The following is a 21,374-nucleotide window of genomic DNA, read 5'->3' on the forward strand; positions in this document are numbered from 1 at the left end:
CAACAAGTCGACCTCGGACACCATGCCGTACATGGAGATCAACGAGTCGAAAGTCGATGTCGCCCACGAGGCAACCGTCGGGAAGATCGGCGACGAGGACATCTTCTACCTCCAGTCGCGCGGACTGGACGACGATGACGCGAAACAGATGATCGTCTCGGGCTTCATCGAGCCGATCACAGAAGAGCTGCCGATCGAGTACGCTGTCGAGCTGAACCGGCTCGTCGAACTCGAGATGGAGGGATCGCTCGGGTAGTATCGCGCGCCGGACGTCGCTTCGGGCGACGTAGCGCGATATCGATCATCAATTGAGATCATGACACGTACCAACCTCGTCTGTCTCAGCTGTATGACAACCTACGGCTACATTGGCGACGGCCCGCATCCCGGCTCGTGCCCTGAGTGCGGGAGTCGCTGTGTTCCACCAGCCGGTGAACTCATTATTCGTGGGAACACGACCTGGCGAGCACCGAACGGGCTCGCGACCGCCCGAGTGTACGCATACGACGAGTGCGGCCGCCCGTTCGAGTTCGAACTGAGCGCACACAACGATCGCGGAACACTCACGGGCGTCAAAATCGACGGGATCGAGGTGCCACCGGCACTTTTCCAGCGATACCTCCGTGTACCCGATTCGGTCCACAGAACCTGCGCGTCGCTCGGAATTGCCTCCGCCGGACTGGCCCGTTCGGCGGACTGATTGTGCGACGACCGGAGTCAGTCCCGACTACGCGTCCCGTCACTCTAGTAGCTGCGAAGCGATCGTGTTCCGCAGAATCTCGCTCGTCCCCTCGTAGATCTCGTTGAGTTTGGCGTCGCGGTAGTAGCGTTCGACCGGGAAGTCCTTCGTGTAGCCATAGCCGCCGTGGATCTGGATCGCCTCGTTTGCGACCTCACGAGAGATCTCGCTGGCGTACAGCTTCGCCTGTGCGGCCTCTTTGATGAAGGTTTCCCCGCGCATCTTCTTATCGGCGGCCTGGTGCATGAGCAAGCGAGCGCACTCGAGTTTGGTGTCCATGTCCGCGAGCTTGTGTTGGATCGATTGGAACCCAGAGATCGGCTGGTCGAACTGCTCGCGCTGTTGGCTGTATTCGAGCGCGTCGTCGAGGGCCGCCTGGGCGATCCCAATCGATCGCGCGGCGATCGTGATTCGGCCACCGTTGAGCGTCTTCAGCGCGTGGATGAATCCATCTCCTTCCTCGCCTAGCCGTCGATCGACCGGGATCCGCATCGCATCGAAGCGAAGCTCCGCGGTTGGACACCCCTTATCACCGAGTTTGTGCTCGGTCCCCTCGACGATGAAGCCGTCGTCCTCATTGGGTCTGACGATGAACGAGGAGATTCCAGTCCGTCCCGCCTCGGGATCGGTTTTTGCGAACAGTGTCACCGTGTCGGCAACCGAGCCGTTCGAGATCCAGAGCTTGCCCCCGTCGATGACGTACTCGTCGCCGTCTCGTTCGGCGGTCGTCTCCATCGCTGGGACGTCGCTGCCAGCACCGGCCTCCGAGAGGGCGAACGCGCCGATGTCGTCACCACGGTTCAACGGTGAAAGGTACATTTGTTTTTGCTCTTCGCTGCCGAAGGCGTAGAGCATGTTCCCCGCGAGGCTCGTATGCGCGGCGACGATCGTCCCCAGCCCACCAGATCCTCGTGAGAGCTCTGCAAGCCCAAGTGCGTAGCTGTGGTAATCCAATCCTGCACCGTCGTATGCTTCCGGAAACGGCATGCCCATGAGGCCGAGCTCGGCCATTTCGTCGATTAGCTTCGCCGGAAACTCGTCGGTTTCGTCAATCTCTGCCGCGCGTGGTTTGACCTCCTCGTCGACGAACTCTGCAACCATATCCTTGATCTGTCGTTGTTCCGCAGAGAGGCTGAAATCCATGCTTTGTCCTTCGGCCGATCGCTCTTATGCGTTTCCACACGGTTGTTCATGCATTTCTGCGACAATCGATCGACTGCGGCTCGATTCGTGCCAATAACGGGTTCGAGCAAACCCCAAGAGACTTTTTATCCCCGCTACCTTACGATAGGATACTTGAATGAATGGACACGAATCCCGCCCGCCCGGGGCCGATGCTGAAGCCGACCTCGCGTGGTGTCGCGACGCGGTCCAGGACGTTTCGCGGACGTTCGCGCTGACCGTCGACGTGTTGGAAGAACCGATGTCGACGCATATCTGCTTGGGGTATCTTTTGTGCCGTATCGCAGACACAGTTGAGGACGCCGGTCACATCCCGCCCGCGGAGCAAGCCGCAGCCCTCGAAACCTACGATGAAGCAATTGATCCGGCAAGCGACGTATCGATCGACGCCTTTCTAACCGAAATCGACCCCTGGCTCCCACCGGAGCGCGACCGCTCGGCCGACTGGACCGTCGTTGCCAACGCCGATCGCGTCCTTGCGGCGTTCGAAACCCTCCCCGAGGACGTTCAGGCAGCGATCGTCCCGCCGGTGTCAGAGCTCGTCAGTGGGATGGCAATGTTCGTCGAACGCCACGCCGGCAACGGTGGGCTGCGGATCTCCTCGCGGGAGGAACTCGAAGAGTACTGCTACTACGCCGCCGGAACCGTCGGAAACCTCATTACGAACCTCCTGACACGCGGTGACCTTGCCGCTGAGAAGCGCCGAATACTCTATGAGACGGCTGAGGATTTCGGCCTGTTGTTGCAGCTCGTCAATATCTCGAAGGACGTCTACGACGACTATACCGAAGAGAACAACGTCTACCTGCCTGCCGAGTGGCTCGATGAGGAGGGGGTTGAACAAGACGCGCTCGTTGACCCGGCCAATCGCGACGAGGCCGCTGCGGTCGTCGATCGAACGGCCGACCACGCCCGATCATTCTTAGACGACGCAGAAGCGTATCTCACTGCAATGCCACTGAAACACGGTAACACCCTTGCGGCGTGGGGTGTGCCATTTTTGCTCGCGGTCGGAACACTCCGGGAGCTTGCCGCGAGGCCCGAAGACGCGTTGACCGAACGGGGTGTCAAGGTATCTAGAGAGGAGGTGTACGCCGTCGTTGCGGCGATGAGTTCGACTGGTCGTGACTCAGTCTCAGAACTCCGCCACCAGATCGCCGATCAGCCGTTTCACCGCGCGATTTCGAACCCACAGTCGCGATAACACACCTCATCACATTAGGTCTGTTCGAGGAGCTCTCGAAGCTGGGCCCGATCGCGGGTATCTTCCGGGAGCGAATCCGGGTGAAACCACTGTGCATCAGAGATTTCGCCGTCTGGGTCGTTCACCGTCAGCGCTGTAACGTTTGTTTGTGCTTCGAACACTGGCAGGACACCCCACGTGTTATAATTCCCAGAGCGGATCTGCACACGAGTGAGTGACGCCAACCCCTCGTACTGTGCATCGATTCCCGCCTCTTCATGTAATTCGCGAACCGCTGCGCGCTCGTATGTTTCGTCGCGGTGCACACCACCACCAGGAAGCACCCATTTGTCGACGCCGTCGTGTCTCACCAACAGAACCGATTGGCCGTCGTTGGGCGTGACGATCGTGTGTGCACCGTACGGTGCGCCGGAGTCGACAATCCGCGTCGCAAGCGTCCGAAACCGCCGGCGTCGAACTGTGTCGAGCCGTTCAAATGTATGGTACTCGCCGTACTCGCGACTCACGCGGTGATACCGCTGTTCGGCCCGTTGGGACGCGCGATCGGCGAGGAACCATAGGTCGTTGACGGTCGTCATAGCTCGAATCGATAGTGGCATTTGCCGTCGTGGCGAAGGGACAAAACATCTGTCTAGGCCGCGGCAAACACAGTTACGCATTTAATTTTGTCCGAACAGTACAAAAGGCTTCGCTGACGGCGCGATCGAATCCACGGCCCTTTTAGCGTCCCTTCGCCAACGTCAGGTATGAGCTTCGAAAAAGACGACAAGGTCGTACTCTCGGACAAACACAGCGAATACGACGGTGAAACTGGCACAATCACCCAGGTCGTTGAGACGATGTTCGGCGATGCAACGTATACAATTAGCTTTGAAGATGGCCAAGAAGCAGGGATCCCTGAGGATTCACTGACACTCGCTGCGGACGGCGATGGGGCTGAAGACGAAGAATAATACTGTCCAGTGGGAATGATATTCCACTGCTGTTCAGGAACTGCCGGCGCAACCGCTCTCGAACTGAAGGTCGTATCATCTGTTGAAAAGCGTTCCAAACGCTTCGGTATTTATTGAGTACAAAAAGTCCAGCCAAGGCGGCTGGACCGTGTGACTGACCAAGCCACTGCGGGAGCACTAGTCCACAGTGTGTCGGCGCGTTTGCGCCACCTGAACTTTGCACGCATGTCGATTAAAAAGCTTTCTTCCTGCCAAATATAACCAACTGCCCCCGTGTTTACACCTGTTTCTAATACCATATCTGAAAATTTTGTTGTTTATCCGTTTCTCTGCATTTGCTGTGAACAATTGTGGTTCTCCACGCTATTCGAACGCCGAGATTCGGTTTGAACTGATGATATTATGCATGAATGATCATTACTAAAGTTACGTTCGCCATTTCGTTCGAGATGCTATTTTGTGAAGGTTTCAAACGCTCTCCAACCGGACGGAGTATTTGTTGCAAAGCGTTGCAAATGCGACGAGAGGATTCTTGTCAACCGGAGGTCTGTGATGTACCATGGTCGATCGACACAGGACGATTCCACGCCGGATTTCGCTGACAAACACGATATTCGAAGGGAATAACAACGTCTATTTGCTCGACGGAGAGCGTACTATCCTTGTCGACACCGGTGTTTCTGTCCCGGCAATCCGGGAAGAACTCGCTGATGGGCTCGCGGCGTATGGTGTCTCATACGCAGATATCGACGAGATATTTCTTACCCATTGGCATTACGATCACGCGGGGCTTGCCGGTGAAATACAGGCCGAAAGCAGCGCAACTGTCTATGTCCATGAGGCTGATGCCGCCCTCGTTGCTGGCGATCGAACGGCGATCGACGCCGAATCGACACTGAAACGCCAGCGGTTCGACGAGTGGTCGATCCCAGAAGACGCACGCCGCGAACTCGAACAGTACCTCTCCACAGCGATGGAGATTGGCGGCCAAGCGGTTGACGTTACGCCGATCACCGACGGAGATACTTTTGAGCGGAACGGGGGTACCCTCGAGGCAGTTCACCTTCCTGGGCACGCGGCCGGGCTAACTGCTTACGCGTTCGAAGGCGAAACGGGTCGTGAAGCGTTCGTCGGCGATGTGATTCTCCCAAGATACACCCCGAACGTCGGAGGCGCTGACGTCCGGGTCGAACGCCCACTTGAAACGTATCTCAGGAGTCTCGAACGATTCATCGAATTAGATTTCGAACGCGCCTGGCCGGGGCACAGAGCGCCGATCGACGATCCTTCGAGTCGGGCGGCGACGATTATTGCGCACCACCGCGATCGGACCGAGCGCGTCATTTCAGTACTCGAAGACCAGGGCCCTGCAGATGTGTGGACGGTGAGCGCACACCTGTTCGGTTCACTCTCGGGGATCCACATTCTGCACGGTCCTGGTGAGGCGTACGCCCACTTAGATCACGTACGCGCTGCGGGAATTGTAACCGAAACCGATGGGGTCTACGCGCTGTCGCAATCGAATCCGTCGATAGAATCACTGTTCCCGTCGATCGATCAGTAGTGGGTCTTCGCGGGAATTCGGGCGATCTCAGCTGTGTTTCGAAATCCACAGCTGAAGCGCATGTCTGATGTGGAAGTCTTTTTCAGCAGGTTCGTCAGCTTTAAGTGCCTGTTGGAGTTGGTTCTGCAAGCGATCATCGACATCCTGTGCCATATTTGTGTAGTTTGAATAACAGTATATATCGGCTTTTCGGTCGATAGCTTGTGCAGCCTGATGACGACTCATGACGGTTCTTTGAGCCGGACGATGACAGCGATACGAAACACTGAAACAGCAACGTGACGAACTTGAACTATGGAACTTCGAGTCATCGACAAAACCGATGACGAGCTGCGCTTGGAGATCGCTGGTGAGGATCACACCTTCATGAACGTCCTCAAAGGGGTACTCTTAGAGCTCGAGACGGTCTCGGCAGCAACGTACGACGTCAACCCCGAACAGTCAGGTGGACAGACCGATCCGGTGTTGTCGATCAAAACAGAAGGCGGCGCTGACCCGCTTGACGTGCTGGCCGACGCCGCCGATCGCGTCGAAACACAGACAGACGCGTTCCGAGACGCCTTTGCTGCGGCCGCGTAGACGACAAAACAAACCGAGCGTTCTCAGAGACGGATTGCCAGGCCGTGATCGTCGAGATACTGTTTCGTTTCTTGGATGCTGTACTCGCCGAAGTGAAAGATTGACGCCGCAAGTCCGGCGTCCGCGTTCGCCTCGGTGAACACTTCGTACATGTCTTCTGGCCCGCCACAGCCAGACGAGGCGATCACAGGCGTTGAGACATTATCACAGACAGCTTTGGTGAGCGGGATGTCGTAGCCGTCTTTGGTCCCGTCAGTGTCGATCGAGTTTACGAATAGCTCACCAGCACCTCGTGTCTCCGCTTCTCTCGCCCACGAGACCACGTCGACACCAGTCCCTTCACGGCCGCCTTTGACGGTACATTCGAACCAGCAGGACTCGCCATCGATCTCGGCGTAGTGTTCGCCAGCCTCGTCGTAGCGCCGTCGCGCGTCGACAGAGATCACAATACACTGGCTGCCGAACGCAGCCGCACCCTCGCCGATGAGTTCGGGACGATCGAGCGCCGCGGTGTTGATCGACACCTTGTCCGCACCCGCCCGAAGCGTCTCTTTGATGTCCGCTTTCGTCCTGATACCCCCGCCGACCGTCAACGGGATAAAACACTCGTCAGCGACTGCCGAGACGGTGTCAAGCATGGTTTCGCGGCCCTCGGCGCTCGCGGTGATGTCCAAAAAGACGAACTCGTCCGCGCCGGCTGCGTTGTAGGCTTTTGCCATCTCGACGGGATCGCCGGTGTACTGTAGATCTTCGAAGTTGACGCCCGTGTACACCGCAGGGTTGCCGTCCTCGTCGAGATCGACGTCGATACAGGGAATGATGCGTTTCGTGAGCATTCGATATCGAACTCTTTGCGTGGTTGCGGTTTCACCGTTTCGGGTGCGTGTGCCCGCCCCGTCACTGCGTAAACAAACCAAACCCGACGACTCCCGACAGCGGGTTCTCAGACGCAACTAAGCAACTGGAACACCTCGACTGAACGCTACTGTGACTCCTCGATCGCGTACACCCGTGCCTCCCACGGACGAAGCTCGGCGTACCGGTGGCCGACGGCCTCCAGTTCGCCGTCCAGTGGATCGTAGTTGCCGACAAATCGTTCGACTTCGACCGAATCGGCGTCGAACGGAAGTTCGTGATCTGGCAGTTCGATCGCGCCGTCGTGATCTGCGAAGTTCAACAGCACGAGCAGGTGGCTATCCTCGAAGCTCCGAGTGTATGCCCAGATGTGGTCGTGGTCTCCCGCCAGGAGGCGGTACTGACCATAGACCATCACGTCGTTGTCCGCCCGCAGGTCGATCAGCTCGCGGTAGTAGTTGAAGACTGAATCTGGATCCTCGCGAGCGGCCACGACGTTGATCTCCTCGTAATTGGGATTGACGCCGATCCACGGCTCGCCGTCGGTGAAGCCGCCATTTTCGGTGTTGTCCCACTGCATCGGCGTCCGGGCGTTGTCGCGGCTGTTGTGTCGCAGCGCGTCTTTGACCGACTCGAAGGAGTCGATTGTCCCGTTCTCTAGGGCGCTCGTTACGGGGTTGATTGTCTCCACGTCGCGGAACTCCTCAAGGGAATCGAACGGGTAGTTCGTCATCCCGATCTCCGCGCCCTGGAAGATGTACGGCGTTCCACGAAGGGTAAATATCAGCGTCGCGAGCAACGTTGCGGATTCGCGGCGATACTCGTCGTCATTGCCGAATCGGGAGACGAGTCGCGGCTGATCGTGGTTGCTCAGATAGATGCTGTTCCAGCCGTCGTCGGCGAGGCCGTCCTGCCAGCGGGTCAAGACGCCACGGAGGTCGTGGAGGCCCCAATCACTTCGCTCCCAGATCTCACCGCCGTTGTCGAGCAACACGTGATCGAAGTGAAACAGCGTCGAGAGCGGACCGTCGCGGCCGACGTAGCGCTTTGCGGTCTCCATCGACATGTGCTGGCCGATCATCTCGCCGATCGTGAACGCGTCTTCGCCGGCCAACACCTCCTCGTGCATCTCAGCGAGGAATTCGTGGACGCGTGGGCCGTCGATCGAATCCCACATGGGCGATTCGTTCGTCGGCGGGTCGTGGTGGACGACCGAATCCGGCTTCGAGATGAGGTTGATGACGTCCATCCGGAAGCCGTCGATGCCTTTCTCGAGCCACCACTGCATCATGTCAAAGACTTCCTCACGGACCTCGGGATTTTCCCAGTTGAGGTCTGGTTGTTTGCGATCGAACAGGTGCATATACCACTTTTCGAGCTCCTCGTCGTACGCCCAGGCAGGGCCGCCGAAGAACGACTCCCACTCATTCGGCGGTGCCTCCCCTTCGGGCCCGTTGAATCCGGTAAAGCCGTCGACGTCGGTCCGACCGTCTCGCCAAATGTAGTAGTCGCGATATTCCTCATCGACGCGGGACTTGAGGAACCACTCATGCTCGTCAGACGTATGATTCACGACGAGATCCATGATGAGCCGGATGTCTCTGTCGTGGAGGGCGTCTAAGAGCCGCTCCCAGTCGTCCATCGTCCCGAACTCATCCATGATCGATCGATAGTCGGCGATGTCGTAGCCATTGTCGGCGTTGGGTGACTCGTACACCGGATTGAGCCAGATGATGTCGACGCCGAGCTCGTCGAGATAATCAACCTTCTCAATAATCCCGGGAATGTCGCCAACACCGTCACCGGTTGTGTCGTTGAAACTTCGCGGATAAATCTGGTACACGACAGATTCTTTCCACCACGCTCTATCGATCGCTGGCGGGCTTTCCGTCTCGCTCATAAACCGATGAACGTCACCGACACTCATAACGGAATCGACATCGCCAGCCGGCTGCGATCGGAACATGGACAACAGAGATGAATGTGTTTTAGTACGATCCGCCGCATCGGTCGGGTATGGCAGATCACGATCACGATCACGATCACGACCACGAGGAGGATCCAGACGCGCGCATCACATCACCAATGCAGGAATTCACGACGAGCCAGGCACTCACTGGCGGTGCAGTGTTACTCGTCGGATTGCTCGTCGTCTTCGGAATTCCGCTGCTTTTGGGCTGAACGCAGTTTCGTCGATCCGGCTACTCTGGGAACCACGCCAATGGATGATCGGCGACCAACTCGACGCGGACCCGCTCGCCGATTGTAAAGTCGGTGACGTGATTGTGCAGACAGTGAACCGTGTCGCCGCTGTCTAAGTCGACTCGATAAATGAACGAGGGGCCGACGTACTGCCGGGCAACAATCTCTCCGTTTGCGTCCTGCGGCGTCGCCGATCGCGCTCGGAGGTCGTCCGGCCGCGCTAACACCTCGACATCAATCCGATCATACTGTTCAGTGTAGCCTTCGAGCGTGGTCGCGTCGAAAGTGCCGATTCCAGTTTCGATAGTCCCATTCTCTAAGCGGGCGCTGAGGAAACTTGCCCGCCCGAGGAAACTCGCGACGAACTTCGATTCGGGCTGTTCGAACACCCGCTCTGGTTTCCCGACCTGTTCGATCTGACCGTCGTTCATTACCGCAACGCGATCGGAGATCGACAGCGCCTCCTCTTGATCGTGTGTCACGGAAATCGCAGTTACCCCGGCGCGTTTGAGGATCGATCGAACCTCTTCGCGCATCTGAACGCGCAAGCGAACGTCAAGGTTCGAAAATGGTTCGTCCATAAGCAGTAACTCGGGCTCCGGCGCGAGCGAACGAGCGAGTGCAACCCGCTGTTTCTGTCCACCCGAGAGCTGGTCAGGCCGTCGATCGGCGTGGCTTGGCATGTTCACGAGATCCAACAGCTCTTCGACGCGATTGGTCTTTTCGGCGTCAGACTTGTCTGTCAGCCCAAACGCGATATTTTCTGCGACAGTGAGGTGTGGAAACAGCGCGAAGCTCTGGAAAACGATCCCGACGTCACGATCTTCCGGAGAGACGAACGCCCCGTCACCGGCGACGGTGGCTCCTGCAAGCGCGATTGTACCCGTCGTTGGCTCCTCTAGCCCGGCGATCATTCTGAGCGTTGTCGTTTTCCCACAGCCAGACGGACCCAAAAGGGTCACCAACTCTCCGCGCGAAACGGTGAGGTCGATCCCTCGAACCGCCTCTTCTGTGCCAAAGGATTTCGAAACGTCGCGAAGCGAAAGAATTGCGTCCTCGGCACTTCGATCGTCTCGCGTCTGCCCTGCGGATTGGTCCGTCGTCCGCATCCGTTGTATCGTGTTCGAACTAGCCATCATTACCCTCCAGTGCGCCCAATGATCGCGAGCGACACAATGGACGTTCCGGGAACAAACACAGGTCAGCGATCACGGACATTCGTTACCGAGAGAATTGATTTAGGAACGCCTAAAGGATATCGCTCTTTCTCGCGGATCTGCACAAAACGTTGACCGACAGATTCGAGCAAGTGAACGTCACTCGAACGCCGAATCGATCGTCGATCGCAGTGCCGATATCGCCTCATAGTCGTACGTTCGCGAATCGTCTCCAACGCTAAGAGCTAGTTCGCCGTCGGTCGTCGCCTGCCCGAGCGATCGGACGGGGACGCCATTGGCGACGGCGTTGCGAACCGCGTCGGTGTCTGTCGTCTCAACGACGATTCTCCCTGGCGTCTCGTCGAACGCAGCAGCGATCGATTCGAGTGTTACCGCCGCGCCCGCAGTTTCGGTGACGAGTTCAGCGAGCGTGACAGCCAGTCCGCCGGTGCTCACATCGTGGGTCGCAAGTGTTGAATCGAGCGACGCGACACGTGCAATGGACTCGATAACCGCTGCGGGATCGTCCGGGAGCGTCGGGAACCGATCGCTGCCGTTGAACTCTGCGAGGTAGGTCGAGCCACCGAGGCGATCGCCCGTCTCGCCGATGACGAGCAGTTCGCCCTCGCCGGCCAGTGCGGCCGGTGGTGCGTCGTAGCCCGATCGCGCCCCGACCATCGCGAGCGTTGGTGTTGGCGGAATTGGGCCCGTCGCGGAGTCATTGTACAGCGAGACGTTCCCGCCCACGACCGGCGTCGACAGCGCAGAACACATGTCCGCAAGCCCGTCAACGATTGCTTTGAAGCTGCCGTACACCGTTGGCTTCTCAGGATTTCCGCCGTTCAAGCAGTCGACTGCAGCGAGCGGGAGCGCCCCCTTCGCGGCGAGGTTTGTCGCGTTCTCAAGCGCAACGGCCCGCGCGCCCTCGTAAGGCGCGGCGGCAGTCCAGTTCGGCACTGCGCCAGCGCTGATCGCGAGCCCGGTTCCGTCCCCGGAGGTGTCCATCGTATCACCGGTCGTTTCGCGGATCGCCATCACGGCCGCATCGTCGCCAGGCTTCACCGCAGTCCGAGTGCCGACCTCGTGGTCGTACTGTCGGTAGACCCATTCCTTGGAGGCGGCGCTCGGCGCGGAAACCACGGCTTCGAACGCCTCCACGAGGCCGATGTCTGGAACGGCGACCGTCGGCTCAGCGGGCGCTTCGGCGTCGAGATTGTTCATCGGCGCGCCCTCGGTGAGGAAGTCTGAATCCACGTCAACGACGACCTCGCCGTCGAACGTACAGACGTAGTTGCCCTCCGTAACCTCACCGATAACTGAACAGCCGAGGTCGAAGCGATCGGCAATCTCGGCGACTCGATCGACGTTTTCGGGGCGAACTTCGTAGCACATCCGTTCTTGAGACTCCGCGAGTAGGATCTCGAGGGCTTTCATGTTCGGCTCGCGCTGGTGAACGCGATCTAGTTCGATTCGTGCGCCGAACCCGCCCTTGCCGACGAGCTCGGACGAGGCACCGCCAAGTCCAGCCGCACCAAGATCACGAGCCGATTCGACGAGTGACTCGTCGATGAGCGCTTCATTGGCCTCAATGAGGAGCTTCTCCGTGTAGGGATCGCCGACCTGCACCGCCGGACGATCCTCGGTTTCGGCGTCCTCGCTGAGGTCTTCGCTCGCAAACGAGGCCCCGCCGAGGCCGTCGCGCCCCGTGGCGTTGCCGACCAACACGAGGCGGTTGCCCGCGGACTGCGCTTCGGCGGTGACGAGGCGATTGGCGTCGGTCAACCCGACGCAGGCGACGTTGACGAGTGGGTTCCCAACGTAGCCCTCGTGGAACTCGACGCTGCCACCGACGGTGGGGACCCCGATCGAGTTGCCGTAGTCGGCGATCCCCTCGACGACACCGTCAAAGAGGTACTTCGAGTGTTCGCGGGCGAACGGCCCGAAATAAATGCTGTCCGTCAATGCGATCGGGTACGCGCCCATCGACATTGTGTCACGGACGATCCCCCCAACCCCAGTGGCAGCACCATCGTACGGATCGACGTAGCTCGGGTGATTGTGACTCTCGATCCCAAGTGTGATGTACGTCTCGCTGTATTCGTCGGGCGATCGCTTGGCCGCTGGCGTGTTCGCGTGTTCTGAAAGCGGAACTGCGACCACAGCGGCGTCGTCGCCAGGACCGATGACGACGGCGTCACCCTCGCTGTCGAACGCCGACAGCAGCGGTCGAGACGATCGATACGCACAGTGTTCGCTCCATAGGTTCTCAAACAGCACCGACTCGGCAGGTGTAGGCTCACGACCGAGTTCGGAAACGATCAGATCCAGATCCGACTCCGGGAGGCTCATTCACGTGTTTGTTCAGATGCGCACGATTAAACCCTTTTCATGTGCACAAACGTGATTTTTTCGTTCTGGTGCGCGTAGCTTCCGCGGGCGGGCTTGGGGGATGATCGCACTGACCGCAGAAGTGACCGGACCGGCTGCTACGGCGGTCGCTGTTCACATTGATTTTGACGGCGGAAGTCCGAAACTGTTGAGGGTCTCTGGAGATTCGTACTGCCTTTGTTCAAGAGCTGGGGCTTCTTATTGCCCCTGCTCGCGGATCTCCGCGTACGTCTCACCGGACAAAAGCGCGGACACTTCGGTGAACGAGAGCGTCTCGATCATCGATTCGGCCTCACCGTCGACCAATACCGCGCCGATCGCCGGGGTTGTATCAACGATTGAGAGCCCGTCGAGTTCGTCGATATTCGATTCGAAGGCCGAGCCAGCCTCTTCGAGGAGTTCTTGTTCGGTCTCTTGGAGTTGAACCTGTGCTTCCTGTTGGCTGATCTCCTCGTCTTCGAGTTCGGCCTGAATTGACTCTTGGGCTTCTGCGAGCGCTTCTTGATCGGCTTGGAGTGCAACCGTTACCATTCCCTCCTCGACGATCGAGTCTTCACCGCCGGTCTCGTCATCGTCAGTCTGTTCAGTCGTTGTGTCCGAATCGTTCTCCACCGCAGCGGGGTCCGTGTCTGTGCCGTCATCGCCGAGGCAGCCAGCGATCGACAGCGCCGCACCAGTCCCAGCTAGTTCGAGAAATCGACGGCGACCGTCAGTTACCATATTCGGGTTTCAGGGCGGTATGCGTATAGGCCTTTTTGTGCAGACTGTCGAGGTTTCAACTCGGCGTTCAACCGAATCAAGATACCGCGGTCGAATAAAAATACAGGCAAGCGGAACCGGTTAGGCTGGGGTCATCGTCTCAGCCGCGACTTCCGCTTCGATCACGTCCTTGGTGTTCTGGAGGTGATTTTTGAACTGGCGGTTATTGTATCGCGTGGCAACCGGCTCAAGCAGTCGATCGCGGAGCGATTCTCCGAACTCGTAGTCGGCTTGGTGACGAATTTCGGTTCCGGCATCAGTCTCCGAGAAGTAGTTGTGTACTTCTCCTTTCATACCGGTGCTCTCGACAGTGACGAGGATGTGTTCGTTCGGCTGAACGATGGTCAATTCCATCTCAGTATCTAGTGCAATGCCGAGCAGTTTGTAGGTGGCCTGCATCCGGGCCCCATTTTCGGTCTCTTCGAGGACTTCAAGATCTTGAAGACTTGGCATCGTCCGAGACCAATTCTCAGGGTTGGAATCGAACGTGAAGACGCGTTCGATCGGCGCTGCAATCTCGACGATGTGTTCATAGGTTGTCATTAGTTGTAACTCTCTTGTCAAATCTTTCACGCGGTCGCCAACCACGACAGAACTCTCGGCGGCTACGTTGTCTGACTACACTATATAGACGCTCTGAGGTATTAAACAGATCGTACAGATTCTGAAACACCGTCGAATCAGAACGTGAGCGCATGACAGATTGGCCACCTCGCGCAGCACCTCCGCCTATATCCCCAACCATTCGCTGTTTCGGATCTCGTAGCCGTTCGTCCGACAGAACGTCGCCGCCTCCCGACGGACATCTCGAGAACCTGGCAGCGATTCTTTCTCTCGAATGTGTTCGACGATCCAGTCAGCGATCGCAGCGATCCCCTCGTCGTCGTCATCGGCGTCGATCGCTTTGAGTTCTTGAAACGTTTTTTCGTACGCGTCACGCTGTGAGTCCCCGAGTTCTGCGTTGGGAAGCGTATTAGTGGCCTCCAGGACTCGTTTCATCCCCGCAGCGATTGTTGGTCGCTGCAGTCGTACGTTGAGCGCGGACGGGGAGTCGAAGTGCTCTGAATCTACCTCCGGAACGAGTTCCTCAACAGTATAGTGCTCGTCGCCTAATTCGACCGCTCGATCGCCGATCACCGCGACGATCTCCGCCCCGGTTGCTGGAAACTTCAGTGAATCGAGTTCTGTTTCGAAGTAGTCGAGCGGCGAGGTGTCGACCGACGGTTCTGATTCGTCGCCACGTTCTATTTCTGTGTCAATCTCGCGCTCTCGCTGGCGCCTGTCTTCGTCGCGCGCTTGTTTGTCTCGGCCGCTTTTATCATCTGCCATTCGTAAATATTGGCTCTCCAGTCGCATAGACTTGTGGTTGGGTCTGGTAGTATCAGCGTCGCCCGATCAGTGCGACCGACCTGCCGTTTTATTCCCGCCGTAGTCGTAGCTAAGATATGATCTCACGAATTCTCGTTCCGATGGACGACTCGGAGATGGCACATCGAGCCCTTGAGTACGCCCTCGAGAACCATCCGGACGTGGAGATTACCGTCTTGCACGTCGTGGGGAGCCCGTCAGCGATGGGAGGCGTCGTCACCGCACTCGCTCTCGAGGATGATCTCGAAGAAGCTGCCCAAGAGCGCGCACAGGAGGTATTCGATGACGCCCGGGGTCTCGCCGCCACGTACGACGTTGAGATCACGACCGAGGTGCAACTTGGGCATCCAGCACGGGCAATTCTGAACAGGGCCGACGATTTCGATGTGGTAATCATTGGAAGCCACGATGGCTCGCTGGCCGATCGACTCGTCATCGGGAACGTTGCCCAGAAAGTGTTCCGCAACTCTCCGGTCTCTGTAATCGTCGCTCGGTGAGTGCAGCGGCTGCACCCGACGAATCGCCCTATTCGTAGTGTAAACTAATGCGATGATAATTGCGCTCTGGTGACTAATGCGATGATAATTGCGCTCTGGTGAGCACTGCTCGCCGAACGCGACCGGTGATCGTCTGTCACTTTCGTAATAAGATCGCAACCGGCATGAGCAGGAGGGCTCCAGAAATAAATGGCGACCAGTAGGTGAGCACGTAGGCAGCGGCGGCAAGCGGTGGCCCGATCGTCCGCCCGAGGCTCCCTGCTCCCTGTGTGACACCGAAGGCTGCCCCCTGTGTTTCTCCGCTGGCACCCTCCGAGACGAGGGCCGTGAGCCCCACGGTTATCGCGCCGTTGCCGAACGACGCAAGCGCTCCGAAGACGAGCAACACAACGAATCCGCCAGTCACCCATCCAGGCCCACTGGTGAATAGAGATGTTGTTCCGGCAAGCGGAGACGCCGCAAGCAACACAAGCGCAAGAAACAGCGACAAAACGCCGGCTTTGACGACGCGTCGAACCCCAAATACACGCGAAAGTCGGCCGATGAGGACTCCTTGATTGATTATCCCGAGTGCGCCGATATAGGCGAGAAACATCGCTGCCTCAGTCGCGCCGTAGCCAAAGAAATCAGCCATGAACGGAACGAACATCACCGTGATTCCAGTGAACGCAAGAGACGTCAGAAAGAAGGCAATTACGAGCGGACTGAGCTGCCGATCGGCGAGTGCGGTCTGAAACTGTGCGACGAACGTGACACGTCGTGGCGGTGCCCGGATTCGATCTGGCTCTTCCAGGACGACAGCCGCCATCACAAGTGCGAGAAACGAAAATCCCGCAGCGGCAAAACTCGGCACCGAGAAGACAGTCACTGGAATAAAACTCGGGAATACAGCACGGGTGATCGAGACGACCGTGTCACTGGCCAAGAGGCCACCGATCGCCGGTCCAAATACGAACCCCAGACCGAAGGCTGCACCGACGAGACCGAGTGCACCAGTCCGATCTTCTGGTGTCGTCACGTCCGCGATATACGCCTGGGCAGCGGCGATGTTGCCGCCCGCTGCGCCGGCCAGCAACCGGGCACCAAACAGGACGACGAGGCCAAATGTCACGCCGAGGGTGGCACCGATCTCCGCGGCGACACCAAAGACGATCCAGGCCAACCCGGCGACGCCGACAGACAACATGAGTACGGGACGGCGACCACGCTCGTCGGAGATCCGCCCGAGTATCGGCGCGGCGGTGAACTGCGCCAGCGAGTACGATGCCGCAAGCAGCCCGATAAACACGTCGCTCACTCCGAACGATCGCACATAGAACGGCAAAATTGGGATAATGATACCGAACCCGAGCAGATCGATAAAGACGATTCCAACGACGACGGCGACACGCCGGCGTGTTTCCGATGTGGAGGGCGTCGTTGCCTGCTTGCTCGTCGCTGCTTGACTAGAAGCCACTGATCATAGTAACGACTCCAACAAAATAAGAGCAGACGGTTCCCACAAGACGAGATACGAGACCGTCTACGCGGTTGCTTCGTCGCGCATATCCGGTGGGAGGAGGTTTGGAATCCCGTCCTCGATCGGATACGTTTCTCCACATTCTGTACACGTCAGGGTCCCGGCGATGATCTCATCATCGTCGCGTTCCTCGACAGACAGTTCGAGATCGCTTTTGTCGATCGGACAACAGATGACGTCCATCAGTGACTCTTTCATTACCAGAAAATGCGCCCGGAACGATCAAAAGCCTACGGGTTCGCTCTCGGCTCGATCGGATGAAAACGACCAAGCCCACCCCCAACAAACCGGACAGCATGTACGAGGCGGCCCCAGCGTATCCGAGCGCTGACAGCACGGCAAGCAGAATGGCGAAAGCCGCCGCGCAGTACGGGTATGATGGGATCGTCATCCAGACCCGGGAGGCGGAGTACGATCCGGCAGCGATCGCCGAACGCTACGGGGTTGACGTCGCTCGGGGAATCGAGATCCACGCAGAGACGCCGGAAAGTGCCTCCGGGTCGATTGGAAACTTCCGAAACGAGTACACCGTGCTCGCGATCCGCGGTGGGACGAACGCGCTCAATCGCTTTGCCGTCGAACAAGACCGCGTTGACGTGTTGACCCGGCCGATGGCCGGAGATGGGAATTTCAACCACGTCCTCGCCCGTGCAGCGGTTGAACACGGCGTTCGCGTAGAGTTCGATTTCGGCCCCGTCCTTCGCCAGACTGGAGGAAAGCGTGTCCAAGCACTCTCGGCGCTCCGAAAGCTTCGCGAGCTGGTCGCACAGTACGACACGCCGTATGTCGTGAGCGTCCGCCCGCGATCGCATCGTCATCTCAGAGCGCCCCGAGAGCTTCGTGCGGTGGGCGAGACAATTGGCTTCGATCCAGATTGGATCGAGGCAGGACTCGCCGAATGGGGTCGACTCGTCGCGCGCAACCGCGAACGAGCATCCGACTCTTTCATTGCGCCAGGGGTCAAACGAGGGAAATATGAAAAAGACGATCGACGAACACGCTGAGCGATTCTCCGAGAAGGCCACGGAGTACGACGGCTCGAAAAGCGAGGAGTACCACGCCTGCCGATCGCTCGTGATCGAACACGCCGCGCCGACCAGCGAGGACATTGTCCTCGACCTCGGGACGGGGACCGGCGCGATCGCGCTGGCGCTCGCCGCCGACGCAAAGAAAGTTGTTGGTCGCGACATCAGCGACGGGATGCTGGCAGAGGCTCGCCGGAAGGCCGACGAAGCCGGAATTGAAAACATCGAATTCGGTGACGGACGGTTCCGTGATCCGAACTACGACGGACCTGTTTCGATCGCCACGTCGAACTTCGCGTTGCATCACCTCTCGGACGATGAAAAACGTGACGCGATCGAGACGATCGCGGCGCTCGAACCCGATCGGTTCGTCCTCGGTGACGTGATGTTCTTTGAGACGCCAGACCCCGAAGCGCCGTTTTACAGTCCGGAGGTCGACGATCCGGCGACGGTCGGCGCGCTGGCCGATATGTTCACCGACGCGGGGTTCGTGCTTACGGCAGTCGAGCGGGTCCACCCCCAGGTCGGCGTGCTGGTGGGCGAACGAGTACCGATTGACCGCCAGACGATCGATTACGACTCGGATCGCTGAGCCCCGATGAAACACCTCCCGAAACACATCCGGCCACGGTGGCGGTATCTCGCGGTGGAAATCGACGCCCCGATCGACGCGTCGTTTGATCGTGGAGACTTCCAGCGCGAGCTGTGGTATAGCGCGGGGAACCTCCTCGGTGATCCTGGGAGTGCGGATGCGGATCTCACCGTCTATATGTTCTCGTTGACGGACGGCCGCGGCGAGGCGATCGTCAGAACCCGCCGCGGAGAGACTGGACCCGCGCGGGCGGCGATCGCCTGCGTTCACGCCATCGATGACACGCCAGTCGGCGTTCGTGTCCGGGGGATTTCAGGCACGGTTCGAGCCTGTGAAGAAAGGTATTTAGGACGCGCGACCGGAGCAATCTACGAGAACGAGGTCGCCTTCGGTGGCGATCGTCGGCACGCGGACTGCCGCAGCGACGAGCTGGCTATTCACCTGCCGACTGCCACCGTCTGTGCGACCCAGCTCGACATCGAGTGATATCATGCAGGGACAAGCCCAACAACAGGCCTACGATCGTGGGATCACGATCTTCTCGCCAGACGGTCGACTGTATCAAGTAGAGTACGCCCGGGAAGCGGTCAAACGAGGGACTGCCAGCATCGGCGTTCGGACCGAAGAAGGGATCATCCTCGCCGCAGACAAGCGGAGCCGATCGCCGCTCATGGAGCCCGAAAGCGTCGAGAAGATTCACAAAGCCGACGACCACATTGGCGTTGCCTCCGCGGGCCACGTCGCCGACGCCCGCCAGCTCATCGACTTCGCGCGGCGTGAGGCCCAGGTCAACCGGCTGCGCTACGGGGAGCCGATCGGAATCGAAACGCTCACCAAAACGATCACCGATCATATCCAGCAGTACACCCAGATCGGCGGCGCCCGTCCGTTCGGGGTTGCGTTGATCGTCGGTGGGGTCGAAGACGGGGAACCACGGCTCTTCGAGACCGATCCGTCAGGAACGCCCTACGAGTGGCAGGCACTCTCGATCGGCGCCAACCGAAGCGACATCCGAGAGTACCTCGAAGAACACTACGAGGAAGGAATGTCGCTCGACGAGGGCATTGGCCTTGCGCTCTCTGCGCTCGAGGAGGTAACTGACGACGGACTTGAGCCGGGCGGCGTCGGCGTTGCAACGATCGACGTAGAGACCGCGACCTACCACGACCGTAGCGCCGACGAGCTGGCGTCGATCCTGGAAGAACACGGGCTCGTCGCCGAAGACGACGAGTCGGACGCAGACACAGACGCAGAGGAGTAGCCGACACTCGATCGAAGCCTGTTCCGAAGGGCGGTGTCTTCGCTTTTTACAATCCGCGATCGGTTCGGTTGAGCCGCATGGCACCATCGTCAGTCACGACGACGAGGTCTTCGATTCGAATGCCAAATTCATCGGGGAGATAGATCCCCGGTTCGACGCTGAATACCATGCCCGGTTCGAGTTTGCGTTCGTTGCCGGCGACGATATCTGGCGCTTCGTGGACATCGAGGCCGACACCGTGGCCCGTCCGGTGGATGAACCGATCGCCGTATCCGGCTGCCTCGATAACTTCGCGGGCCGCGCGGTCGATCGATTCGGCAGTAACGCCTGGTTCGATCGCGTCGATTGCGGCCGCCTGTGCCTCCTTGACAACCTCGTGCACTGCACAGACCCGATCAGTGGGCTCACCGTCAAAGGCGATCGTTCGCGTCTGGTCTGACGGGTAGCCGTCGACTCTGGTGCCAAAATCAAGGACAACAGGCTCGCCCGGACGGATAGCTCGATCGCCTGAGGTGTGATGTGGGCGCGCACCGTTTGGGCCCGATCCGACAATCGTCTCGAAGGCAGTTCCGGTTCCACCCGCCTCGACGAGTTCAGTCTCGATTCGCCGTGCCAACTCGACCTCTGTCATTCCGATTGCGTCGGATCCGAGCGATCGGATCGCGTTCATCGCCGTGTCTGCGGTCTGTCCCGCGTGTTCGAGTGCGTCGATCTCCGTGGCGTCTTTGCATATTCGAAGCGCAGTGAGTGCCTCACTGGCAAGTCCATACGTCGCTTCAGGATAGTGTGTCCGAATGTCTTGGGTGAACCGTGCCCACATGGTGTCGTCGAGGAGAATCCGATCTGGGGCTAGCACATCGAGCGCGGCACTGAGTGCAGTTTGCGGCCCCTCCTCATCTGTCCACGTCCGGATATCGTCAACCCATGGCGCGGCCGAGTTGAAGTCCGCCGCCGAGAGTTCGGGGACGAGCGCGATCGGCGCTCGATCCGCAGGCACAAAGAACAAAAAGTGTCGTTCAGTCGGTTCCTCGTAAAATCCAGTCAAGTACTGGAGATTACGTCCCGGAAACATGATACAAACGGTGTTTGAATCGGATTCAAGCTGTGCTTGAAGTGAACGAATCCGCCTCGCGGCGTCGGATGACTCCATATGAATAAAACAGCGTTCAATCGGCTAAATCGTTCTGTACATTGATACCACTCGTTCACGAATCCACCGTAGTCAGTCCCTTCTCCCAATCAAGGAGCAATTACTTATGTATCACAACGTGGTATTTTATCACATGGCGGTCGAAGAACACGCACGGTTCGAATGTGGGCACTGTGGGGCAACGGCACGATCGACGGCAGTGGAGTACACTCTCCTCGGTTTCCCGATATGCCCGGTATGTGAAACAGAAACAGGCTATGAGACGATTGTTCGACGCGATCGTGAGTCCGGCTTCGAGTTCGCTGTGTAACTGCAGCTGCGAACACACACATTGCAGTCCTGTGGATGACGGTCTTGGGAGCGACCAGTTGTCCCGTAGG

General features: G+C 58.7%; 26 protein-coding genes. 13 read left to right on the plus strand and 13 right to left on the minus strand.

The window, feature by feature from the left end; translation table 11 throughout:
* Both E5K03_RS05520 and E5K03_RS05525 read left to right on the plus strand, forming a co-directional pair.
* A partial coding sequence (locus E5K03_RS05520) for a SufD family Fe-S cluster assembly protein (protein WP_171006605.1) occupies positions 1 to 256 on the plus strand: 256 nt, incomplete at its 5' end.
* A gap of 60 nt (positions 257 to 316) precedes the next feature.
* Complete coding sequence (locus E5K03_RS05525; protein WP_138005358.1) at positions 317 to 700, plus strand: hypothetical protein; 384 nt, start codon at positions 317 to 319, stop codon at positions 698 to 700.
* Between the two features lie 39 nt (positions 701 to 739).
* On the opposite strand, the gene E5K03_RS05530 is transcribed toward E5K03_RS05525, so the two are convergent.
* A complete protein-coding gene (locus tag E5K03_RS05530; RefSeq protein WP_138005359.1) occupies positions 740 to 1,882 on the minus strand; it encodes an acyl-CoA dehydrogenase in 1,143 nt (380 codons plus the stop codon).
* Positions 1,883 to 2,039: 157 nt separating this feature from the next.
* Between E5K03_RS05530 and E5K03_RS05535 the strand changes: the two genes are divergently transcribed.
* A complete protein-coding gene (locus tag E5K03_RS05535) occupies positions 2,040 to 3,125 on the plus strand; it encodes a phytoene/squalene synthase family protein (protein WP_138005360.1) in 1,086 nt (361 codons plus the stop codon).
* 14 nt (positions 3,126 to 3,139) lie between these two features.
* On the opposite strand, the gene E5K03_RS05540 is transcribed toward E5K03_RS05535, so the two are convergent.
* The gene (locus E5K03_RS05540; RefSeq protein WP_138005361.1) at positions 3,140 to 3,703 is read right to left on the minus strand and encodes an NUDIX domain-containing protein; all 564 of its coding nucleotides are present in this window, start codon (positions 3,701 to 3,703) and stop codon (positions 3,140 to 3,142) included.
* A gap of 168 nt (positions 3,704 to 3,871) precedes the next feature.
* Here E5K03_RS05540 and E5K03_RS05545 point away from each other — a divergent pair, with 168 nt between their 5' ends.
* Both E5K03_RS05545 and E5K03_RS05550 read left to right on the plus strand, forming a co-directional pair.
* The gene (locus tag E5K03_RS05545; protein ID WP_138005362.1) at positions 3,872 to 4,078 is read left to right on the plus strand and encodes a DUF1918 domain-containing protein; all 207 of its coding nucleotides are present in this window, start codon (positions 3,872 to 3,874) and stop codon (positions 4,076 to 4,078) included.
* A 559-nt stretch (positions 4,079 to 4,637) separates the two neighbouring features.
* The gene (locus E5K03_RS05550; protein WP_138005363.1) at positions 4,638 to 5,642 is read left to right on the plus strand and encodes an MBL fold metallo-hydrolase; all 1,005 of its coding nucleotides are present in this window, start codon (positions 4,638 to 4,640) and stop codon (positions 5,640 to 5,642) included.
* Positions 5,643 to 5,669: 27 nt separating this feature from the next.
* Here the strand turns inward: E5K03_RS05550 and E5K03_RS17670 are convergent, their stop codons facing one another.
* A complete protein-coding gene (locus E5K03_RS17670; RefSeq protein ID WP_265338712.1) occupies positions 5,670 to 5,795 on the minus strand; it encodes a hypothetical protein in 126 nt (41 codons plus the stop codon).
* A gap of 141 nt (positions 5,796 to 5,936) precedes the next feature.
* On the opposite strand from E5K03_RS17670, the gene E5K03_RS05555 reads away from it, so the two are divergent.
* Positions 5,937 to 6,221 carry a DNA-directed RNA polymerase subunit L gene (locus E5K03_RS05555; protein WP_138005364.1) on the plus strand — a complete coding sequence of 95 codons (285 nt, stop codon included), beginning with the start codon at positions 5,937 to 5,939 and terminating at the stop codon, positions 6,219 to 6,221.
* Between the two features lie 23 nt (positions 6,222 to 6,244).
* On the opposite strand, the gene hisF is transcribed toward E5K03_RS05555, so the two are convergent.
* Both hisF and E5K03_RS05565 read right to left on the minus strand, forming a co-directional pair.
* Positions 6,245 to 7,057: an imidazole glycerol phosphate synthase subunit HisF gene (hisF, locus tag E5K03_RS05560; protein ID WP_138005365.1), complete on the minus strand. Its 813-nt coding sequence runs from the start codon at positions 7,055 to 7,057 to the stop codon at positions 6,245 to 6,247.
* Positions 7,058 to 7,203: 146 nt separating this feature from the next.
* Complete coding sequence (locus E5K03_RS05565) at positions 7,204 to 8,976, minus strand: glycoside hydrolase family 13 protein (protein WP_138005366.1); 1,773 nt, start codon at positions 8,974 to 8,976, stop codon at positions 7,204 to 7,206.
* A 116-nt stretch (positions 8,977 to 9,092) separates the two neighbouring features.
* Here E5K03_RS05565 and E5K03_RS17105 point away from each other — a divergent pair, with 116 nt between their 5' ends.
* A complete protein-coding gene (locus E5K03_RS17105; protein WP_171006606.1) occupies positions 9,093 to 9,257 on the plus strand; it encodes a DUF7550 family protein in 165 nt (54 codons plus the stop codon).
* A gap of 20 nt (positions 9,258 to 9,277) precedes the next feature.
* Here the strand turns inward: E5K03_RS17105 and E5K03_RS05570 are convergent, their stop codons facing one another.
* The 5 genes from E5K03_RS05570 to E5K03_RS05590 form a co-directional block, all read right to left on the minus strand.
* A complete protein-coding gene (locus E5K03_RS05570) occupies positions 9,278 to 10,414 on the minus strand; it encodes an ABC transporter ATP-binding protein (protein ID WP_138005367.1) in 1,137 nt (378 codons plus the stop codon).
* A 180-nt stretch (positions 10,415 to 10,594) separates the two neighbouring features.
* Positions 10,595 to 12,784: a phosphoribosylformylglycinamidine synthase subunit PurL gene (gene purL / locus E5K03_RS05575; RefSeq protein ID WP_138005368.1), complete on the minus strand. Its 2,190-nt coding sequence runs from the start codon at positions 12,782 to 12,784 to the stop codon at positions 10,595 to 10,597.
* Positions 12,785 to 13,021: 237 nt separating this feature from the next.
* Entirely contained in the window at positions 13,022 to 13,543 is a 522-nt protein-coding gene (locus E5K03_RS05580) for a hypothetical protein (RefSeq protein WP_138005369.1), read from the minus strand.
* A gap of 120 nt (positions 13,544 to 13,663) precedes the next feature.
* Positions 13,664 to 14,125, minus strand: coding sequence for an SRPBCC family protein (locus E5K03_RS05585; RefSeq protein WP_138005370.1), 462 nt, complete (start codon positions 14,123 to 14,125; stop codon positions 13,664 to 13,666).
* 186 nt (positions 14,126 to 14,311) lie between these two features.
* Positions 14,312 to 14,911, minus strand: coding sequence for a DUF5789 family protein (locus tag E5K03_RS05590; RefSeq protein ID WP_138005371.1), 600 nt, complete (start codon positions 14,909 to 14,911; stop codon positions 14,312 to 14,314).
* A 116-nt stretch (positions 14,912 to 15,027) separates the two neighbouring features.
* Between E5K03_RS05590 and E5K03_RS05595 the strand changes: the two genes are divergently transcribed.
* Positions 15,028 to 15,447 carry a universal stress protein gene (locus E5K03_RS05595; protein WP_138005372.1) on the plus strand — a complete coding sequence of 140 codons (420 nt, stop codon included), beginning with the start codon at positions 15,028 to 15,030 and terminating at the stop codon, positions 15,445 to 15,447.
* Positions 15,448 to 15,583: 136 nt separating this feature from the next.
* On the opposite strand, the gene E5K03_RS05600 is transcribed toward E5K03_RS05595, so the two are convergent.
* Together E5K03_RS05600 and E5K03_RS05605 are read right to left on the minus strand one after the other, a co-directional pair.
* Positions 15,584 to 16,903 (minus strand): MFS transporter, encoded by a 1,320-nt coding sequence (locus tag E5K03_RS05600; protein ID WP_138005373.1) that lies wholly within the window; start codon positions 16,901 to 16,903, stop codon positions 15,584 to 15,586.
* Positions 16,904 to 16,969: 66 nt separating this feature from the next.
* A complete protein-coding gene (locus E5K03_RS05605) occupies positions 16,970 to 17,164 on the minus strand; it encodes a methytransferase partner Trm112 (protein WP_138005374.1) in 195 nt (64 codons plus the stop codon).
* A 98-nt stretch (positions 17,165 to 17,262) separates the two neighbouring features.
* Here E5K03_RS05605 and E5K03_RS05610 point away from each other — a divergent pair, with 98 nt between their 5' ends.
* Genes E5K03_RS05610 through psmA form a run of 4 tightly spaced genes read left to right on the plus strand, consistent with a single transcriptional unit; the run spans position 17,263 to position 19,844 of the window.
* Entirely contained in the window at positions 17,263 to 17,970 is a 708-nt protein-coding gene (locus tag E5K03_RS05610; RefSeq protein ID WP_138005375.1) for an RNase P subunit p30 family protein, read from the plus strand.
* The gene (locus E5K03_RS05615) at positions 17,942 to 18,583 is read left to right on the plus strand and encodes a class I SAM-dependent methyltransferase (protein ID WP_138005376.1); all 642 of its coding nucleotides are present in this window, start codon (positions 17,942 to 17,944) and stop codon (positions 18,581 to 18,583) included. The genes E5K03_RS05610 and E5K03_RS05615 overlap by 29 nt, the downstream gene beginning before the upstream one ends.
* Before the next feature lie 6 nt (positions 18,584 to 18,589).
* Positions 18,590 to 19,069 carry an Rpp14/Pop5 family protein gene (locus E5K03_RS05620; protein ID WP_138005377.1) on the plus strand — a complete coding sequence of 160 codons (480 nt, stop codon included), beginning with the start codon at positions 18,590 to 18,592 and terminating at the stop codon, positions 19,067 to 19,069.
* Between the two features lie 4 nt (positions 19,070 to 19,073).
* Positions 19,074 to 19,844: an archaeal proteasome endopeptidase complex subunit alpha gene (gene psmA / locus E5K03_RS05625; RefSeq protein WP_138005378.1), complete on the plus strand. Its 771-nt coding sequence runs from the start codon at positions 19,074 to 19,076 to the stop codon at positions 19,842 to 19,844.
* Between the two features lie 46 nt (positions 19,845 to 19,890).
* On the opposite strand, the gene E5K03_RS05630 is transcribed toward psmA, so the two are convergent.
* Entirely contained in the window at positions 19,891 to 20,994 is a 1,104-nt protein-coding gene (locus E5K03_RS05630; RefSeq protein WP_138005379.1) for an aminopeptidase P family protein, read from the minus strand.
* Positions 20,995 to 21,127: 133 nt separating this feature from the next.
* Between E5K03_RS05630 and E5K03_RS17110 the strand changes: the two genes are divergently transcribed.
* Positions 21,128 to 21,304 (plus strand): hypothetical protein, encoded by a 177-nt coding sequence (locus E5K03_RS17110; RefSeq protein WP_171006607.1) that lies wholly within the window; start codon positions 21,128 to 21,130, stop codon positions 21,302 to 21,304.
* Positions 21,305 to 21,374 lie beyond the last annotated feature (70 nt).

Origin of the sequence: Halalkalirubrum salinum, assembly GCF_005543295.1 — an archaeon.
Lineage (GTDB): Archaea > Halobacteriota > Halobacteria > Halobacteriales > Haloferacaceae > Halalkalirubrum > Halalkalirubrum salinum.

Coding starts and splice junctions, on each gene's coding strand:
- E5K03_RS05525 (WP_138005358.1), top strand. CDS start 317: ATGACACGTACCAACCTCGTCTGTCTCAGCTGTATGACAACCTACGGC.
- E5K03_RS05530 (WP_138005359.1), bottom strand. CDS start 1,882: ATGGATTTCAGCCTCTCTGCGGAACAACGACAGATCAAGGATATGGTT.
- E5K03_RS05535 (WP_138005360.1), top strand. CDS start 2,040: ATGAATGGACACGAATCCCGCCCGCCCGGGGCCGATGCTGAAGCCGAC.
- E5K03_RS05540 (WP_138005361.1), bottom strand. CDS start 3,703: ATGACGACCGTCAACGACCTATGGTTCCTCGCCGATCGCGCGTCCCAA.
- E5K03_RS05545 (WP_138005362.1), top strand. CDS start 3,872: ATGAGCTTCGAAAAAGACGACAAGGTCGTACTCTCGGACAAACACAGC.
- E5K03_RS05550 (WP_138005363.1), top strand. CDS start 4,638: ATGGTCGATCGACACAGGACGATTCCACGCCGGATTTCGCTGACAAAC.
- E5K03_RS17670 (WP_265338712.1), bottom strand. CDS start 5,795: ATGGCACAGGATGTCGATGATCGCTTGCAGAACCAACTCCAACAGGCA.
- E5K03_RS05555 (WP_138005364.1), top strand. CDS start 5,937: ATGGAACTTCGAGTCATCGACAAAACCGATGACGAGCTGCGCTTGGAG.
- hisF (WP_138005365.1), bottom strand. CDS start 7,057: ATGCTCACGAAACGCATCATTCCCTGTATCGACGTCGATCTCGACGAG.
- E5K03_RS05565 (WP_138005366.1), bottom strand. CDS start 8,976: ATGAGCGAGACGGAAAGCCCGCCAGCGATCGATAGAGCGTGGTGGAAA.
- E5K03_RS17105 (WP_171006606.1), top strand. CDS start 9,093: ATGGCAGATCACGATCACGATCACGATCACGACCACGAGGAGGATCCA.
- E5K03_RS05570 (WP_138005367.1), bottom strand. CDS start 10,414: ATGGCTAGTTCGAACACGATACAACGGATGCGGACGACGGACCAATCC.
- purL (WP_138005368.1), bottom strand. CDS start 12,784: ATGAGCCTCCCGGAGTCGGATCTGGATCTGATCGTTTCCGAACTCGGT.
- E5K03_RS05580 (WP_138005369.1), bottom strand. CDS start 13,543: ATGGTAACTGACGGTCGCCGTCGATTTCTCGAACTAGCTGGGACTGGT.
- E5K03_RS05585 (WP_138005370.1), bottom strand. CDS start 14,125: ATGACAACCTATGAACACATCGTCGAGATTGCAGCGCCGATCGAACGC.
- E5K03_RS05590 (WP_138005371.1), bottom strand. CDS start 14,911: ATGGCAGATGATAAAAGCGGCCGAGACAAACAAGCGCGCGACGAAGAC.
- E5K03_RS05595 (WP_138005372.1), top strand. CDS start 15,028: ATGATCTCACGAATTCTCGTTCCGATGGACGACTCGGAGATGGCACAT.
- E5K03_RS05605 (WP_138005374.1), bottom strand. CDS start 17,164: ATGAAAGAGTCACTGATGGACGTCATCTGTTGTCCGATCGACAAAAGC.
- E5K03_RS05610 (WP_138005375.1), top strand. CDS start 17,263: ATGTACGAGGCGGCCCCAGCGTATCCGAGCGCTGACAGCACGGCAAGC.
- E5K03_RS05615 (WP_138005376.1), top strand. CDS start 17,942: ATGAAAAAGACGATCGACGAACACGCTGAGCGATTCTCCGAGAAGGCC.
- E5K03_RS05620 (WP_138005377.1), top strand. CDS start 18,590: ATGAAACACCTCCCGAAACACATCCGGCCACGGTGGCGGTATCTCGCG.
- psmA (WP_138005378.1), top strand. CDS start 19,074: ATGCAGGGACAAGCCCAACAACAGGCCTACGATCGTGGGATCACGATC.
- E5K03_RS05630 (WP_138005379.1), bottom strand. CDS start 20,994: ATGGAGTCATCCGACGCCGCGAGGCGGATTCGTTCACTTCAAGCACAG.
- E5K03_RS17110 (WP_171006607.1), top strand. CDS start 21,128: ATGGCGGTCGAAGAACACGCACGGTTCGAATGTGGGCACTGTGGGGCA.